The sequence below is a fragment of the Desulfosarcina sp. genome, from assembly GCF_041551955.1.
Lineage (GTDB): Bacteria > Desulfobacterota > Desulfobacteria > Desulfobacterales > Desulfosarcinaceae > Desulfosarcina.
This window is the reverse complement of sequence record NZ_JBFELV010000011.1, coordinates 1-16,071: the sequence shown is the minus strand read 5'-3', so window position 1 is coordinate 16,071 and position 16,071 is coordinate 1. Positions and strand designations below refer to the sequence as shown.

Below are 16,071 nucleotides of genomic sequence, written 5' to 3'. Positions count from 1 at the left end.
GGGAGGGCGGAACGTTGTTGTCGGTGAAAAACAGGCCGATGTTTGCCCAAATGCCGGCATCATGGTAAATACCTCGTTGCGGTAGCACAGATCCGGTATTGATCAAGGAGTCCGCATGCCCGTAAAAAGCCCCCGATCCCTCATCTTGATTGCCTGCGCCTGCGCCATCTTCTGGCCGGGCTCGTTTATTTTCGGCCTCCCCGGCGTCCTGCGCCAGCATTGGCAGCAGGCATTCAATGCCGATGGCGGGGCGATCGGTGGGACGGTTTTCTTCATTCTCACCGGAGCCACCTGCTTCATGTACCTGTGTGGGCGCCTGCAGGAGAAATACGGTCCGGGACGGTTGGCTGCTTTCGGGGCCGTGATGGGCGGCGGCAGCTCCATCTGGTTGAGTCAGGCCGCCACCATGGCAGAAGTCAACCTCTGGGCGTTTTCCGTCGGTGCCGCGTCTGCCTTTGTTTATCTCCCGGGACTGACGGTGGTCCAGCGCTGGTATCCCGAAAGACGCGGCCTGGTTGCGGGCTTTTTCAATATGGCTTTCGGCTTGTCGGCGGCGGTGATGTCCCCTGTTTTTTCCATTCTCTTGTCGACATGGGGCTACGAAGCGTTGACCCTGGCGGCAGGCTGTGCAGCGCTGATCATCGGCCTGGCAGCTTCAGTTCTGATCCGGTTTCCGGAGAACGATCCGTCGTCGCCGGCGTTTGCTGCACCCAGCGGGCGCTCGGTCAGAGAAGCCCTGAAAAGCCGCGAGTTCTGGTGCCTCTGGCTCACCTGGGTGTTCGCCGGCGCTGCCGGGGCCAGCATGATCGTCCTGGCCACCGGGTTCGGCCTGGACCGCGGCCTGACTCTGGCCCAGGCCGTCGTTCTGCTCACGGCGTTCAACCTGACCAACGGCTGCGGCAGGCTGATCAGCGGTTATTTTTCGGACAGGATCGGTCGATCCCGCATCATGGCAATGAGCTTTGCCGGCGCGGGCATCGCTTATCTGATCATGCCCCATCTGAATGGTCTGTGGCTGTGGGCTGTGCTGGCGGCGGTCATCGGTTTTGCCTTCGGCACCCTGTTTGCGGTCTCCGGCCCGTTGGCCGGCGACTGTTTTGGCATGGCGCACTTTGGGGCCATATTCGGGCTGGTGTTCACCGCCTACGGCTTTGTGTCCGGACCGCTCGGTCCATGGCTGAGCGGCCATATCCTGGATGTCACCCGGGGCAACTACAGCTTGGTTTTTTCCTACCTGGGTTTGATGTACCTGGGGGCGGCAGGGTTGATCCTGCTGGTTCAGCCCTGGCGGGAATGTCGCATGTAACGGCTTACCCTCGGCTGAACGAAGGTGGCTTTAACGTTCCCTCGCCCTGTGGGGTGAGGGTCAGGGTGAGGGGATTGGCTATACGGTAACGGCTGCCGGCCTTTGACCCGCTTGATTGAAAAGGTAACCGATAACAAGCACAGGCATACGCTATGGATGTCAATCAGATGCTCAAATCGACCCAGCCGTCACGCTTGATCGTAGAGACGCGCAAACGGGTCGACATCGTCGTCGGCATGCCCCACCATGCCCCGGCCGGCACACCTTGCCTGCCTTGCGCCGAGCATAGCGATTCGGACGAAAATACCGGTTTTGTGGGCCGGCACCTCGCCGACCGGCTCGAGTGCTGCAGCATCATCGCCTGCAATTTCACCATCGATGCAAACAAACACCGGCACAGCGTGTATACGCAGCAGATTGAAAAATGGCGCCCCAGGATTCTGGTCGAAATTCACGGGCACGGAAAGGTCCGATCCAAGTTCGATGTCGAGATCTCCTGCGGTTCAGCGGACTTCAGCGCCTATTCCGAGGCGCTGGCCGCGGCGATCGATCGTCAGCGCCTGGAGGATGCAGACCTGGCGGACGTGTCAGTTTGCGGGCGTTTTGCCGACATTTACTTCAAGGCGACCAAGACGCTGACGATTACCGATCCACGCTGGCTGGCCTACCACATCGAGCTGTCACCGCGGCTGAGGAAACCGTCAGGGGGTCAGACAGGCAAGCCGACCGAACTGGCTTACCGGTTTTGCGATTGTCTGGCAGCCGCGTTGAATGAGAAGCATGGATGAAGGCAGATTTTCAGCATCCGGCTAAACATGTCCGTAATAATCACGATGTACGGTAATCGAATACGCAAAATCCATAAGGGTTCCCCAACTGAAAACCGGAATGCCAATTTCCCGCTGCAGGGCCCTTGCAAAAGGCGGGAAGCCCGTGCACTCAAGTACCATGGCGCCCATGTTCGGGTGGTCTTTGAAAAAACGAACGCCTGCACGCACGAAATCTTTTTCCGATAGTTGATAATCCGCATGGGGGACTGCCGGTCGAATCCCTTCGGTCCACAGGTTGTCAAATTCAGGACATTGGCCCGAATCCATGGCACCACCGATCACGTAATTGCTGCCAAGCGTTACCCCAACATCCGTCAAGTGTCGGTCCAGGAGCGTCTCCTTCACGGACATGAGTATCCCCACAACCCGTCGCCGGCCGATCAAGGATTGGGCCCATGGGACTTGCAGCAGGCTGGACATAAAAACCGGAACTTCCATCCGGGATGCGATCTCTTTCTGGAAATAAGCAAAATACCCGCACTCGGCGAGAATGGCTCGGCAGCCCATTTTTTCAAGCCTCCCGGCGGCCTTTACAATCGTTTCAAGGTGCTGCTGTTTATCCTCGTCCAAAACCAGTTTCTGGATATCGAGACCTTCGGCCACTTCGTACTGTATGGGATAGGGAAACGCACTCGGATTGCGTACATCTCCCGGAAATCCGGGATAGGTCTCATCCAAAAGCACAACCCCCAAACCAGTCCCGTAGCAGTATTTCTTTCTGCCCTTGATCCGGCCAACCCCGATATCTCTGGAAAGGTACATATGTTGCCCTCCATCTTTCGGTGTAACGTCGTTGGTTGTCGAATTAGGCGGCGTGGCCTGCCTTCACGACTGTTGCGAGCAGGCTCTCCGGCACCCCTTGCATGATCATATATGCATTCATCCGTTGAAGGACGTCGTCAGGCAAGCATGGATAGCGATACTGCATCTCCAGCATCGCCAATGCCTTACCGATGTTTTGCGTCAGTTGGCCAATATAGTTTTTCGGGTCGGCGGTGGTGATCGGAGACAGCCCTGATGGAAATGGAACGGTGCGACAATGGGCCAAGGTATGCTTTTTAGTCAGGTATTGCCCACCCGGCCCGGTATCCCGAATTACCTCCAAAGTGAAATCGTCATCGATGAACGTAGAGGCTTCACGGCTTCTGATAACCATGCGGATGATTTCCAAGTCGATGACGAACTGCTCGAAACTGAAGGCGGAAAAACCAGCCAGGACACCCGCTGCATGGATGGAGAGGCTGGTTCGCCTGTTGTAGTCATTCAGCAGCGTGAACATCGCTTCGTATCCGCTTTGTACGGATACCTGCCCCGCATCGGTCACCGCCCCGATGCCGCGGTTGGGCAAACGGTATCTCTCGGCTAGGCCGGCAGCCAGATCGGCAAAGGTGAATCGAGCTGGAGAGGCGAGAGAAAGACCCCCGGTGCGCATATCCGCTGGAGCGCCCAGGCAACCGAAGACGACCGGCAGGCCTGGGGACAGAAACTGTGCCGCACAGAATGCGGCCAGGAATTCCGAATTGGCTTGAATCACGCTGCCCACCGTGGTTATGGGTGAGGTGCTGCCGAACATGACGCCAGGGGTGATCAGCAGGGCTTGTTTGTATTGCGCACAGACTTTTAGTGTGGCCAGTGCCTGGGCATCAACTTGCAGGGGGCTCAACGTGTTGATCAGGAAGAGGAAGCGGGGTGAGCTTGTGAAGGCCTTTTCACCGCCAAATAAAATGCTGCCGAGCTCCATCATGCGTCGAACCTGGATCTCGCCATCCTGAATGCCAATTAGCGGTTTGTCGCTAAGGAGCATGGCGATGTACATCATGACCAGACTGGACAGTTGCCCGCTTGCATCCTCGGGCTGGACCAGCACGCCGCCATTTAAACTGAGCAATGGTGTGCTATGAACTAGTTTGGCGATACGGAGATAATCCGCCAGGGTGGCATTGCGGCGATGATTGTCCGGCGTCACCACCAGCGATGCGCCGTATGCTGGAGCCAAGCATCTACTGTTGCCTCCGATACGCACATCCTTTTCCGGGCTGCGCGCTTTGAGCGTGAACGCCTCGGGAGCCATGGAGAGACAATCCATTACCTGTGCTTCGGTGAACCGTACGAGGTCTCCTGCCACGTCAACCCCTCCTGCCGCCAATCCCTCCAGGATTTCTGGGCAATGAAAACGGACACCGACTGAGGCGAGCAGTTCTATGGATGAACGGTGGATTTGATCCAGGATGGTTTCCATTGAGCCGTCTCCATGGCGTGATTCCGTGTGTGGCAAGTCTGACAGGGGCATTTTGGATGCTTTTTCCCATGCCATTTTACCTGGTCTCTGCCTGGTGGATCAGGTTGTCGTTTTTTATTTCTCCCTCAACGAGTTGGATGTGCAGGTCCGATAATCGCCATCTGCTTTTTCATGACCTCGCCAGCCGCTTCGGAATCCGCACCCAGAGCTGAAATGGTGCCGAAGAACCGAGTCATGTTTTGGGTATGCTATTGCATGAATGCTTCGTCCCCTTTCACATCTATCCCGTTCATGACCAGGCAACCAGGGAAACATAAACCATGCAGTGATTGCAAACAAAAAAGATACTTCCATTAAGTTTTTCAAATGGTGGAAGATATAAGTGTGTTGGCGTATATTTATATATTTTGCAGTTGACGATATATAGACGGTGCAAGGGGCGTTAAGGTCAGTGCAGGCCGTACCTGCAAGGCCAACAGAAATCTCGGGGAAACCGGTACGGTGGCTTTTTAATTCTGAAAAGCTGGTGATGAAGAATCCCGGACGGTAGCCAACAAGTCGAGTGAATGACAGGGGCTTATCTGTTGAACCTCGAAAAAAAACGCCTTCCCCGCTGATAGCGGTGGGAGATGCGCGCGAACTGAAGATCGGGTTCGGTCGATTGCACATGCCTGCAAAGCGCCAACAAAAAACGGCTCAGTCTGGCACCGATCGAGGATATTGGCGCCCTGCGCGATGGAAGGCGTCGGGAGCAGGGATAAGGTGGTGCATACCTGGATTGCCAGCAAAGCCATTGCCCAGATACCACACCACCCGCACCCCTTTGTGTTTTAGTTGCCGCTACCAGTCGCAGCGCCAGCAATCATCGATTTCCTTGAGTCTCACGGAAACCACACCCCCGACCCGCCGCCGGTCGGCGCCCCCGTATTGCAGTTTGCCAAACGGGCTGATGACGACTCCCTGTACCGAACCGATGACGCTCAGACGACTATCGGCCAGGTTATGGCCGTATGGGTCGGTTTTCAGTTCGTCGATCACCGCCTGCGAGAAACCGGCTTCCCAGTTCGGACTGCCGTTGGCGCTGGTTTGGGAGATCCGCGGTAAATCGATGGCCTCCTGAATGTTGCGCTGGTGATCGATGAGGTTCATGGTGACGTTGACCACCGAGTTGATGATCGTCGATCCCCCCGGCGAGCCGTAAGCGGCCACCGGTTTTCCGCGATTGAACACGATGGTCGGGGACATGCTCGACCGCGGGCGCTTGTTGGCCGCCACGTCGTTGGCGCCGGGATTGAAGTTGTCCGGGTCCGGATTGAAGGCCGGCGCGAAATTGAAGTCGGTCAACTCGTTGTTGAGCAGAAAGCCATAGCCCGGCACCATCAGTCCGGTACCCCACCCCGACTCGATCGTCGTGGTGTAGGAGACGACATTGCCAAACCGATCGACGATGCTGAAGTGGGTGGTGTTGACGCCCTTTTGCATCTCTTGGCTCACACGGGCCAGTTTATGTTTTTTCCAATGTCGGTTGGACTCGAAGGGGCGCGGGTCGTCGGCCTCGACATCATCCTGGCGGGAATCGGGATCGATCAGCGCACTGCGCATGGCGATGTAGTCGTCGTCCAGCAGGCCTTTTTTGGGGACATCCACGAAATCCTCGTCCCCCATCCAGACCGAACGGTCGGCAAAGGCCAGACGCCCGGCCTCGAGCATGACGTTCAGGGTGCGGGTTGACCCAAAACCAAATCCTTCGTCAGCATCGCCGATGGGAAAGCGCTCCATCATCTTGAGCATTTGCAGCACGGTCAATGCGCCGGATGAGGGCGGGCCCATGCCCTTGATCGTATACCCCCGGTAGGTGTCAGATACCGGCCTGCGGATAGCGACGTCGTAGTTGGCGAGATCGTCAAGCGTCATGCGTCCAATGCCTGCATCAATTTCGCTGACGCCATCTGTACGGGTGGCCAGTTGGGTCTCGATGATGGCTTTGGCGATTTCGCCGTCGCTACTATAAAATACATCTGTGCCCTCATCGGCAATTAACTGGAACGTCCTGGCAAGGTCAGGCTGCAGCAACAACGTTCCCTCCTCCAGGGGTAGGTTCCCGGGGCGAAACACCTTGCGGGCCACGTCATAAGGATTATCATCATCGCCATAAGCGGTAATGTCGGTTTCATTTTGCAAGCGCGAGCTCTCGGTGCTCTCCGCCAGCCGGGGGCCGACGCGAAAACCGTCCCGGGCCAGTGCGATTGCCGGCGCCAGCGCCTCGCTCAGTTCGATGGTGCCCCATTCTTCCAAGGCGGTGGCCACGCCCAACAGCGTCCCCGGCACACCGACCGCCAAGCCGCTGGTGGAAGCGACACCGAAATTGCCGATAAATGGCTCAAACATATCCGCCGTCGCAGCTCCGGGTGCCTTCTCGCGTGAATCCAAGGTAATGGTTTTTCTATACTTGGCCAGATAGATGACCATGAAGCCGCCGCCGCCGATCCCGGAGGACTGCGGCTCGACGACATTCAGGGCAAACTGCACGGCCGCCGCGGCATCGATGGCATTGCCGCCGCTTTTCAATATTTCAGCGCCGACTCTCGCTGCGTTGGGTTCGCTCGTGGTGACCACACCGCCTTTAACGCCCGGGACACCCAACATCAGCTTGCCTTTGCCCCAGCCTGCGGCCGGTGCCATCAGCACAAGTATTGCAACGACGACGGTCAACGTTTGCCATCTAAACAAGTGTTCATAAAATGGATATTTTTTCATTGCATTCCTCCTGATTTTAAGATTGGAAATTCAGGTATGGTATTAAACTTTTACGCAGGAAAAGATGGACGTTGCCTCCAAAGCGCCAGCGTTACCCTTTGGAGGCGACAATCAGTAGTTTTAGAACTAACAGTACTGGTGTGATGTTTGAATCTTTCATAACGCATCCATATTGCATGAGAATACAATGAGAAGAGCTGCCCAACTCGGCGTTACTGCGATTCGTTAAATGGCCGTTAAATTTGACACGCCATCGCATATCAGGGCTTCAATTGGGCAGGATCACCGTGAAATCGACCGCGTCAGACGGACGCTGCGTCGATTGGTGCTGTCACCTGACTGGATTTATCAGAAACCCGGCATCAGGATTATCGCTTTAAAATCGAAAGGGAGGTGAGTTACAGAATGGGTTATGGCAGGACAGTTTGTATCGGCGACTTATATTTTCTAACTTAAAAAATAAAAGCTACAGTAATACTTGTCAATGGATTTTTCGCCAATCGAGGTGTGCTGGTGGGGCGTGATGGCTGCGATTCGTGGGGCCTCAACAAACGTTCCTTTATTGTTTGCGATAAACCGCATAGCGCTCTGATTTGTCAGTTCAATAGACCTTGAAAAGAGGAGACCGTGTATGCTTGGCGTAGCCGATGGTGCGGGGGATTCCTTCTCGATCGCCGATTCACTCAATCCTGATGAATATTGAATTCAGGATACAATTTTTTGGCGCATTCCGGACAAATGCCGTGGCTGAATTCGGCTTTGGAATGTTTGCTGATATATGATTCAATCTGGTTCCAGTATCCTTTATCGTCTCGAATTTTTTTGCAGGAGGAACAAATGGGTAGAAGTCCTGTAAGGGTCTTTATCTCTTTCAACGCTTTTACCAGGTTGTCACGCTCTTTTTCCAAGGCTACTTCTGCGAGTTTTCGTTTGGTGATATTTTTCGACGTGCAGATCACGGTTGCAACCGTACCAGAGTCATTGAGTATGGGTTTAACCGTTGTTAAATAGTAGGTGTCGCCGGAGGCGTGTGGTACGCGAACCTCGATTTCGTTGGTTTTTCCTTCGGCAAAGACTTTTTTTACGATCGCAAATCTTTTATCTGCTTCATCTTTTTCAAAAACATCCCAAATTTTACGACCGATAATATCGTCCAACGATTTACCGACACCTGTGGCAAAAGCCTTATTTACATATCTATATGTCCCGTCCGCATAAAATGAGAACGTCGGGTCCATGGATTCATCCATCAACATTCGATAGCGCTTTTCACTTTTTCGAAGCTTCTCTAATTCATTGTTTAATTGTTCCTCGTCCATTTGACGACTCCATCCGTCATGTCCATCCGAAATTGCCTTTAACGCCTTTTCGGCAGCGAAACGAACCATTCCTTAACCCTATTTTTCCACCTCTTCCCAGGTGGCCAGCGCATCCATTTCTTTCCCGATTTCCACCAGTCGATCAGGATTGATCCCTTGAACGGCTATGGAATTCGTCTTGTCGTCAACGATGTAATAGGGCCCCAGACTTTCTATCGTCCTTCTTCGGACCCTTGTTTTATGCAACGATTGATTGTCCTTCGACAACCGCCGGTCGATTCTTTTTTCCAGTGCTTTCAGTGTGATTTTGGTCTTCATTGGATGCCTCCCTTGGGTTGTGCGAATAATACCAACCTTAGCACATTAGGGCATACGCGTCAGAAAAAAGTAAAGTAAATGGGCGATTGGTGGCGTGCGTTGATGAATAAGCAAACCGGGCTGAGATTGAATAGCTGCAGGTGACGCGGGAATCATAAAAATAGACGGGCATGGCCAGGACGTCGAACCTGGGCCATGCCCTCTTTTTTCCGGGGCACGACTCAATGCTAAGCAGGATGAGAGATCCGGTCAGTGGCGCGTGCCCATGGATTTACTTCGGCAGGTAGGCGATGGACTTTAGTTTTTATTTGGTTTGGAGGTATTTTCAATATCTACAGAATAGGAGCGGCCCTAAAAAAAAGGTTTCGTTTCTAATTTCAAGGCTGGAAATAGGGTTGAAACTGAGTCTCAACCCATAAAAAAAGGACCCGTATTAAGCTATAGGTCCCTGTTGTTATGAATGGCGCGCCCGGCAGGTATCGAACCTGCGACCCCCAGCTCCGGAGGCTGGTGCTCTATCCACTGAGCTACGGGCGCGAATGTGTCGGCAAAAATAGAGTATCAGCTTGAACAAGTCAAGGCTGTTTTAGATCTGGAACAACGCCCGCCCGGATTTCTCAAGCGCTGCTTTGGCTTCACCCACCACGTAAAGCGAACCGGCGACGCAGACCGCATCCTCGGGCCTGGAGGTGGCGATGGCCTGACGAACGGCGTCTCCCACATCTGGGATGATCTGAATGTCAGAGATCAGTGGTCTGGCGGCCGCTTCGAGTGTTTCGGGGGGCAGGGAGCGGTCGATTTTGGGCCGGGTGATGATCAGGCGGGCGCAGGGTGCCACCAGATCCTTGATGATCGCCTGATAGGGCTTGTCATCCAAAATGCCGGCCACCATGGTGATGCGCCGGCCGGCAAGCGTGTCCTGCAGAAAACGCCCCAGGCGCCTGGCGGCCATGAGGTTGTGCGCCCCGTCAAGAATCACGTAGGGTTTCTGCGAAACCAGTTCCAGGCGGCCCGGCCAGCGGTTCTGGGCCAGCCCGGATTGAATGTGGTCTTTGGCGACGCGGGTCCCGTCGCGCATGATCAGTTCACAGGCAGCCAGGGTCAGCGATGCGTTGTCCAACTGATGGCTGCCCATGAGACCGGTGCGCATGCCTGACCAGCGGTGGTCCACACCAAAATAGGAAAAACGGTCGTCGCCGGTGCGACGCACGCGGAAATCCCGGCCCTTCATGTAGAGGGGGGCCGATCGATCGGCGGCGACCTTCTCGATGACTTCCCTGGCGCTTTTCTGGGTCACGCCGGTGACCACCGGTACGCCGGGTTTGATGATGCCGGCCTTTTCTCCAGTAATCGCCGCGATGGTTCCGCCGAGGTAGGTTTTGTGTTCGAGCGAGATGTTGGTGATGATGCTCACCATTGGTTAGACGACATTGGTCGCATCCATCCGCCCCCCCATACCGGTTTCGATAACGGCGCAGTCGACCTTGCGTCGGGCGAATTCATAAAAGGCCATGGCCGTAGAAAACTCGAAGAAGGTGGGCTCCCGATCGCCCTGGTGGACGGTTTTGACCGCCTCCCAGGAGGCGACTACCGCATCGTCGGAAATGGGCGTGCCGTCGATGCAGATTCGTTCATTGAACCGGATCAGGTGCGGAGAGGTGTAAAGCCCGACACGGTATCCGGCGATCTTCAGGATCGTTGCCAGGGCGGAAGCGATGGATCCTTTGCCGTTGGTGCCGGCGATGTGAATGGCTGAAAAAGTGCGCTGGGGATTGCCCAGGCCGCTGAGAATGTTGGTGATGGTCGACAGACCGAGGATAATGCCGAATCGCCTCATCCGATACATGGCATCGAGGCATTCGGTGTAGGCGGTGGTTGGCATGGCGGCGACTCCTTACCAAACAAAAACCCGGCCGGGGTGTGCTCCCTGCCGGGTCATGTCCTCAAACGGGTGTCGCTAGCGGTATCTCCTGCTTCGTGCAGCAGCGATGCGCTGTCTGCGCAGTGCCTCACGTTCTTTGCGACGACGGAACTCGCTTGGTTTCTCGTAGCTTTTTTTCAGCTTCAAGCGTTTGAACAGACCATCGTTCTGAATTTTTTTCTTCAGGATCCGCATGGCTTTTTCGAGATCGTTGTCGAAGACTTTGACTTCAATTGCTTTCAAACTGGCTCAACCCCCTTTTTTTCCCATCGCGCAAACAAGTCGGTGTGATACCCTCAACCGTGATGGTTATTTCATAAATTTCTAAAACGTCATCAGTATCAGGTAAAAATGCTATTTTCAACATAAATATTCTTAGCGGGCATAGATAGCGGCCGGACGCCCGCAGGTCGGATCGGGGGGCCGTCGGCGGGGATACCGGAACTGAAACGGGGAAACGGAGCGTCCATCACCGTTTCCCCGAGTTCAGGCTTAATCCAGTTTGGAGACCAGCTCGGTGGTCACATCCTTTACACTGGGCGCGCCGTCCAGGGTAATATACTTCATGGAGCCCCCTTTTGCGGCCAGATCCCGGAAATAATAAGCCGATGCCAGGGTCCCTACGGTGGTGTCGTAGTAAATGTTATGGCGTTTGTTGATGGCCGCTTCGTCCTGATCGTCGTCCCGGGTCTTCAGGCCACCGCCGCAAACCCGGCACTTGTCGCCGTCGGGCTTGATGGCATCGATGTAGATGTTGTTGGGGTGGTTGTTGTCATTGACGCACAGACGACGGCCCATGATGCGGTTCTTGGCGATTTCGCGGTCCAGCAGAATTTCGACGACAATGTCCAGGGCCATGCCGGCTTTTTTAAGGGCTTCATCCAGTTTGATGGCTTGGTTTTTGTTGCGGGGGAATCCATCCAGCAGCCAACCGTTTTTGCAGTCGGCCTGCTGCAGCCGGTCGAGGATCATGGGGATGGTGATCTCATCCGGGACCAGGTCGCCCTTGTCGATGTATGCTTTTGCCTTGGCGCCCAGTTCGGTTCCCTTGCCGATGTTTTCCCGAAAGATCGCCCCGGATTCGATGTGGGGGGTGTTGTACTTGTCTTTCAGGATTGCACCTTGCGTACCTTTGCCGCTGCCGTTGGGGCCAAAAAACAAGATGTTCATTAAACTTCTCCTTTCTGTTTCCTGTTCAGTTCCACATGATCATTATAAATCCAGTCGCACGGCGATGCCGGCGGCCACGTGCGTTGACCCGGATCCTTGATTTCCGGGCAATCGTCGGATGCCGTTCTTTTTGGTTTGATACGGTTGGGGGCGGCATCACGTGTCAATGATTGTTTTCAGGCGGGCTGGCACCGAAGTGCATTTTCTCCAGCTATCCGCGTTAGTACAGAAATGATGCGGGCTTGTCAAGCATCCGCGTGGGTGGCGAGGGGTTCAGGGGGATGGTCCATGGTCCCTGGTCTCTGGTTTGTGGTTTCTGGTCCATGGACTCTGCTTTGTGCCTTGAGCTTTGAGCCTGCCAGCTATTATCTTCTGACCTTAGTCCTCCGACCTCTGACCTCGTCCTCCGGTTTCCAGTGACAGATGGGCCTCGACCCATTTCAGGGCCTGATCCCGGGTGGCCATTTCGCCGGATAGCCGGCCTTCATCCACCCGGTTCAGTAGGTATTTGAACCGGGGAGAAGGGGAGAGGCCGAAAACCGAAATGAGGTCATTCCCGCTGATCAGCGGCGGCACGGTGGCCTGGCGGTCTGTGTAGTCGATGTAAGCGTCGAGCAGGCCGTCGCAAAATTTGATGAAGCCGCCGTCCCTGGGCTGCATGCCCTTGCCCTTGGCCATGATATCGGCCATGGTATGCACAATGATCGGAAGGGCCAGGTCGCCGCAACGGTTAAAAAAGCGGACTGCGCCCATGCGGCCGAGGCTGCCTTTTTCCGATGCCAGGTACAGGAACAACGGTCGGATATGGTGGCGGATAATGGCATCGGATACCTGGCGTTGCCGGCTGGATAGTTTCAGGCGGCGGCCGATGGCCGCGGCGATGGTTGCACTTTTTGCGGCGTGACCGTGAAAGTGTACGCGCCCATCAGGGTCGACCTGCCGGGTGGCCGGCTTGCCCACGTCGTGCAAGAGGGCCGCATACTTCAACATGGCCGCGTGTCCGGACAGTTGCGCGGCGCCGTCAGTGCCCGCCAGGCGGGGGAATCGGGCGCCGAAAGCGGACAACAGGCTTTCCAGTTCATTATACACCCGGAGGCTGTGGTCGAATACATCCCAGGTGTGGTGGCGGTTCTGGATACAGCCGACGGCGGGCCGCAATTCCGGGAATATGGCCGTGAGCAGTCCGCTGGCGGCCATGCGCATGATGACGGGTGAGGCGTCGGCGGTGCTGAATATCTTGACCAGCTCCGCCCAGACCCGTTCTCCGGCGACGCTGCCGATGAGGTGGCGATGCCTGCCGATGGCAGCCTCGGTCCCGTTGGCGATAGAATAATGCAACACTGCCGACATGCGATAGGCCCGGACCAGCCTGGCCGGGTCTTTTTCAAAGACCGCCGGCGAAACCATGCGGATCTTTTTTCGCTGCATGTCCACCCGTCCGCCGGTGCAGTCCACCAGACGACGCGCCCTGACGTCGTAGGCCATGGCGTTGATCGTAAAATCCCGTTCCTGCAGGTTCGATTCGATGGACGGGTGGTCAAGTGGCGTGATGTCGATGGTCTTCTCTGCCGATGCGACCCGCAACACGTCAAAACCCTTTTTGCCCAGATCGATGACGCTGCCGCCGGTCTTTTCCGCGATCTGTCCGGCAGTGCGGAGGATATCCCCGGCCACCACGAGGTCGATGTCTGCCGGGGGATGACCCGCCAGCAGGTCGCGTACGATTCCGCCAACCAGGTAGATGCCGTCAGGATGGTCGGGCAGGAAATCAAGGTTGATATCAGTTAAGTCATTCATTTATAACACAATAATGGCCCATTTCGATGCCGGCTCGGCTCGGCGGCCGGCCGGTGGCGACAACGCGCTTACCAGCGAGGTCAAATTCCCTTGACACCAGCGGATTCATGGTATAAAAATTTTACTTATTCTCACGGATAGACCCGTCTGGTGGGGTAAATTCGAATAACTTCTATCACAAAAACACGCATATTCCTCCAAAAAAAACCAACAGTCCAACCCAATTCACCCGAAAGGCACCGTCGTCAAGTGAAATCCGAAATGCTGGCTTAGGGTGTAAAACCTTGTCGCCACTGGCGGCAACCGGAAACCGGAGTTGCTGTTGTTTGCCTATTCTAGTGAATTGCCTTTGCCGGTGATGTGCGCTAATCAATCCTAAAGTGGGGTGTGTTGATGAACATCGTAGAACTGAAGAACAAGAAAATTAACGAACTAACCAAACTGGCCAAGCAGCTCAATATCGACGGTGCTGCCGGCATGCGCAAGCAGGAGCTTATCTTTTCCTTGCTCCAGGCCCAGATTGAGAAAGACGGGCTCATTTTCGGGGAGGGAACGCTGGAGATCCTGCCCGACGGATTCGGCTTTCTGCGAGCACCCAACTACAACTACCTGCCAGGTCCCGACGACATCTATGTTTCACCGTCGCAGATCAGGCGGTTCAACCTGAGAACCGGCGACACCGTCTCCGGGCAGATTCGTCAGCCCAAAGAGTCCGAACGCTACTTTGCCCTGCTGAAGGTTGAAGCGGTCAACTATGAAGATCCGGAAGTGGCCCGGGAAAAGATCCTATTCGACAACCTGACTCCCCTGTATCCGGAAGACAAGGTCAACCTGGAAAACGAGCCGGAAAACTATTCCGCCCGCATCATGGACCTGTTGACCCCCATCGGATTCGGCCAGCGCGGTTTGATCGTTTCACCACCCCGTTCCGGAAAAACCATGCTGCTCCAATGCATCGCCAACTGCATCGTGAAGAACCACAAGGATATCGTGCTCTTTGTCCTGCTCATCGACGAGCGTCCGGAAGAGGTCACGGACATGCAGCGATCGGTGAAAGGGGAGGTGATCAGCTCCACCTTTGACGAACCGGCCGAACGCCATGTTCAGGTAGCCGAGATGGTCATCGAAAAGGCCAAGCGGCTGGTGGAGCACAAAAAGAACGTGGTGATCCTGCTGGACAGCATCACCCGCCTGGCCCGTGCCTACAACTCGGTCATGCCCCCCAGCGGTAAAATTCTCTCCGGCGGTGTGGACTCCAATGCCCTGCAGCGGCCCAAACGGTTTTTCGGTGCCGCCCGAAACATCGAGGAAGGGGGCAGCCTGACCATCATCGCCACCGCCTTGGTGGATACCGGTTCACGCATGGACGAGGTCATTTTCGAAGAGTTCAAAGGCACCGGCAATATGGAGATTCAGCTGGATCGCCGCCTGGCTGACAAACGCATCTTCCCGGCCATCGACATCAAAAAATCGGGTACCCGCAAGGAAGAGCTGCTCCTCGACGAGAAAACCTTGAACCGCGTCTGGATTCTCAGAAAACTGTTTGCCTCCTTGAATCCGTCGGACAGTCTCGAATTTTTACTTGAAAAAATGAACGGAACAAAGGATAATGCAGATTTCTTGGATTCAATGAACGCTTAAAATACTTACAGGGGGTTGAAATTACAATGAAAGCCAGCATCCATCCGGATTATTACGAAACAACCATCCAGTGTGCCTGCGGCAACGCGGTCGAGGTGGGTTCCACGAAACAGGACATTCGCGTGGAGATCTGCTCCAACTGCCATCCGTTTTTTACCGGCAAACAGAAGCTGATCGATACGGCCGGCCGCATCGAACGGTTCAGAAAAAAATACGAAAAGTTTCAGAATCAATAGCGCTCCTGCTCTGTCTTTCCACAGGCTTCGTCCGGTGGCCGGTCTTTAGAACCGGCACCGGGTCCTGCCGGCCCAGACCATTCCAGACCTTATACATACATCATCGTACGGAAGTGCCGCCTTTGTGATAAACCGTTGAATGGTTCCGGCGGCATCCCGTCATGAATGGGTGGTGCGACATGTTTGAAAAATTAAAAGGTGTTGAAGATCGTTACCAGGAACTGGAACGGCTGTTGTCCGATCCGAAGGTGGTTCAGGACAGGGACGCGTACCAAAAGTATATTCGGGAGCATGCGGAGATTTCACCCGTTGTGACCGCCTTCAGGGAGTTCAAGCGGGTGGACCGGGAACTGGATGACAGCCTCGACTTGATGCACGACGACGATCCCGAGATGAAAAAGATGGCCGGCGAGGAGGTTGACCGGCTGGAGCGGGAAAAGGAGCGGCTGCAGGAAGAACTCAAAATCCTGCTGGTTCCCAAGGACCCACTGGACGACAAGAATGTGATTCTGGAGATCCGCGCCGGCACCGGCGGAG

13 protein-coding genes, 1 tRNA gene and 1 pseudogene are annotated in these 16,071 nt (G+C 55.2%); 5 read left to right on the top strand and 10 right to left on the bottom strand.

What is annotated here, in order from left to right; all coding sequences use genetic code 11:
• Positions 1-115 precede the first annotated feature (115 nt).
• Positions 116-1,306 carry an MFS transporter gene (locus ABYV26_RS01875; protein WP_372677628.1) on the top strand — a complete coding sequence of 397 codons (1,191 nt, stop codon included), beginning with the start codon at positions 116-118 and terminating at the stop codon, positions 1,304-1,306.
• 167 nt (positions 1,307-1,473) lie between these two features.
• Positions 1,474-2,094 carry a hypothetical protein gene (locus tag ABYV26_RS01870; RefSeq protein ID WP_372677626.1) on the top strand — a complete coding sequence of 207 codons (621 nt, stop codon included), beginning with the start codon at positions 1,474-1,476 and terminating at the stop codon, positions 2,092-2,094.
• 21 nt (positions 2,095-2,115) lie between these two features.
• Here the strand turns inward: ABYV26_RS01870 and ABYV26_RS01865 are convergent, their stop codons facing one another.
• From ABYV26_RS01865 to ABYV26_RS01820, 10 genes and pseudogenes are all read right to left on the bottom strand, one after another.
• Positions 2,116-2,898 carry an aspartate/glutamate racemase family protein gene (locus ABYV26_RS01865; RefSeq protein ID WP_372677624.1) on the bottom strand — a complete coding sequence of 261 codons (783 nt, stop codon included), beginning with the start codon at positions 2,896-2,898 and terminating at the stop codon, positions 2,116-2,118.
• Between the two features lie 43 nt (positions 2,899-2,941).
• Positions 2,942-4,375 (bottom strand): trimethylamine methyltransferase family protein, encoded by a 1,434-nt coding sequence (locus tag ABYV26_RS01860; RefSeq protein ID WP_372677623.1) that lies wholly within the window; start codon positions 4,373-4,375, stop codon positions 2,942-2,944.
• A gap of 840 nt (positions 4,376-5,215) precedes the next feature.
• Positions 5,216-7,132: a gamma-glutamyltransferase gene (gene ggt / locus ABYV26_RS01855; protein ID WP_372677621.1), complete on the bottom strand. Its 1,917-nt coding sequence runs from the start codon at positions 7,130-7,132 to the stop codon at positions 5,216-5,218.
• A gap of 683 nt (positions 7,133-7,815) precedes the next feature.
• On the bottom strand, positions 7,816-8,520 hold the full coding sequence (locus ABYV26_RS01850; RefSeq protein WP_372677619.1) for a PAS domain-containing protein: 705 nt from the start codon (positions 8,518-8,520) through the stop codon (positions 7,816-7,818).
• 9 nt (positions 8,521-8,529) lie between these two features.
• Positions 8,530-8,769 carry a hypothetical protein gene (locus ABYV26_RS01845; RefSeq protein ID WP_372677617.1) on the bottom strand — a complete coding sequence of 80 codons (240 nt, stop codon included), beginning with the start codon at positions 8,767-8,769 and terminating at the stop codon, positions 8,530-8,532.
• A 461-nt stretch (positions 8,770-9,230) separates the two neighbouring features.
• Positions 9,231-9,306: transfer RNA gene (locus tag ABYV26_RS01840), tRNA-Arg, on the bottom strand.
• A gap of 49 nt (positions 9,307-9,355) precedes the next feature.
• Positions 9,356-10,606 (bottom strand): annotated as a pseudogene (locus tag ABYV26_RS01835) (folylpolyglutamate synthase/dihydrofolate synthase family protein).
• A gap of 120 nt (positions 10,607-10,726) precedes the next feature.
• Entirely contained in the window at positions 10,727-10,933 is a 207-nt protein-coding gene (rpsU, locus tag ABYV26_RS01830; RefSeq protein ID WP_372677615.1) for a 30S ribosomal protein S21, read from the bottom strand.
• 249 nt (positions 10,934-11,182) lie between these two features.
• Positions 11,183-11,860 (bottom strand): adenylate kinase, encoded by a 678-nt coding sequence (locus ABYV26_RS01825; RefSeq protein ID WP_372677613.1) that lies wholly within the window; start codon positions 11,858-11,860, stop codon positions 11,183-11,185.
• 378 nt (positions 11,861-12,238) lie between these two features.
• Positions 12,239-13,657, bottom strand: coding sequence for an HD domain-containing protein (locus ABYV26_RS01820; protein WP_372677611.1), 1,419 nt, complete (start codon positions 13,655-13,657; stop codon positions 12,239-12,241).
• Positions 13,658-14,050: 393 nt separating this feature from the next.
• On the opposite strand from ABYV26_RS01820, the gene rho reads away from it, so the two are divergent.
• The 3 genes from rho to ABYV26_RS01805 all read left to right on the top strand — a co-directional run.
• On the top strand, positions 14,051-15,298 hold the full coding sequence (rho, locus tag ABYV26_RS01815; RefSeq protein ID WP_319408652.1) for a transcription termination factor Rho: 1,248 nt from the start codon (positions 14,051-14,053) through the stop codon (positions 15,296-15,298).
• Positions 15,299-15,324: 26 nt separating this feature from the next.
• Positions 15,325-15,534 (top strand): 50S ribosomal protein L31, encoded by a 210-nt coding sequence (gene rpmE / locus ABYV26_RS01810; RefSeq protein ID WP_372677609.1) that lies wholly within the window; start codon positions 15,325-15,327, stop codon positions 15,532-15,534.
• 179 nt (positions 15,535-15,713) lie between these two features.
• Positions 15,714-16,071: PCRF domain-containing protein (locus ABYV26_RS01805; protein ID WP_372677607.1), on the top strand; the 358-nt coding region annotated here is incomplete at its 3' end.

Coding starts and splice junctions, on each gene's coding strand:
- ABYV26_RS01875 (WP_372677628.1), top strand. CDS start 116: ATGCCCGTAAAAAGCCCCCGATCCCTCATCTTGATTGCCTGCGCCTGC.
- ABYV26_RS01870 (WP_372677626.1), top strand. CDS start 1,474: ATGCTCAAATCGACCCAGCCGTCACGCTTGATCGTAGAGACGCGCAAA.
- ABYV26_RS01865 (WP_372677624.1), bottom strand. CDS start 2,898: ATGTACCTTTCCAGAGATATCGGGGTTGGCCGGATCAAGGGCAGAAAG.
- ABYV26_RS01860 (WP_372677623.1), bottom strand. CDS start 4,375: ATGGAAACCATCCTGGATCAAATCCACCGTTCATCCATAGAACTGCTC.
- ggt (WP_372677621.1), bottom strand. CDS start 7,132: ATGAAAAAATATCCATTTTATGAACACTTGTTTAGATGGCAAACGTTG.
- ABYV26_RS01850 (WP_372677619.1), bottom strand. CDS start 8,520: ATGGTTCGTTTCGCTGCCGAAAAGGCGTTAAAGGCAATTTCGGATGGA.
- ABYV26_RS01845 (WP_372677617.1), bottom strand. CDS start 8,769: ATGAAGACCAAAATCACACTGAAAGCACTGGAAAAAAGAATCGACCGG.
- ABYV26_RS01825 (WP_372677613.1), bottom strand. CDS start 11,860: ATGAACATCTTGTTTTTTGGCCCCAACGGCAGCGGCAAAGGTACGCAA.
- ABYV26_RS01820 (WP_372677611.1), bottom strand. CDS start 13,657: ATGAATGACTTAACTGATATCAACCTTGATTTCCTGCCCGACCATCCT.
- rho (WP_319408652.1), top strand. CDS start 14,051: ATGAACATCGTAGAACTGAAGAACAAGAAAATTAACGAACTAACCAAA.
- rpmE (WP_372677609.1), top strand. CDS start 15,325: ATGAAAGCCAGCATCCATCCGGATTATTACGAAACAACCATCCAGTGT.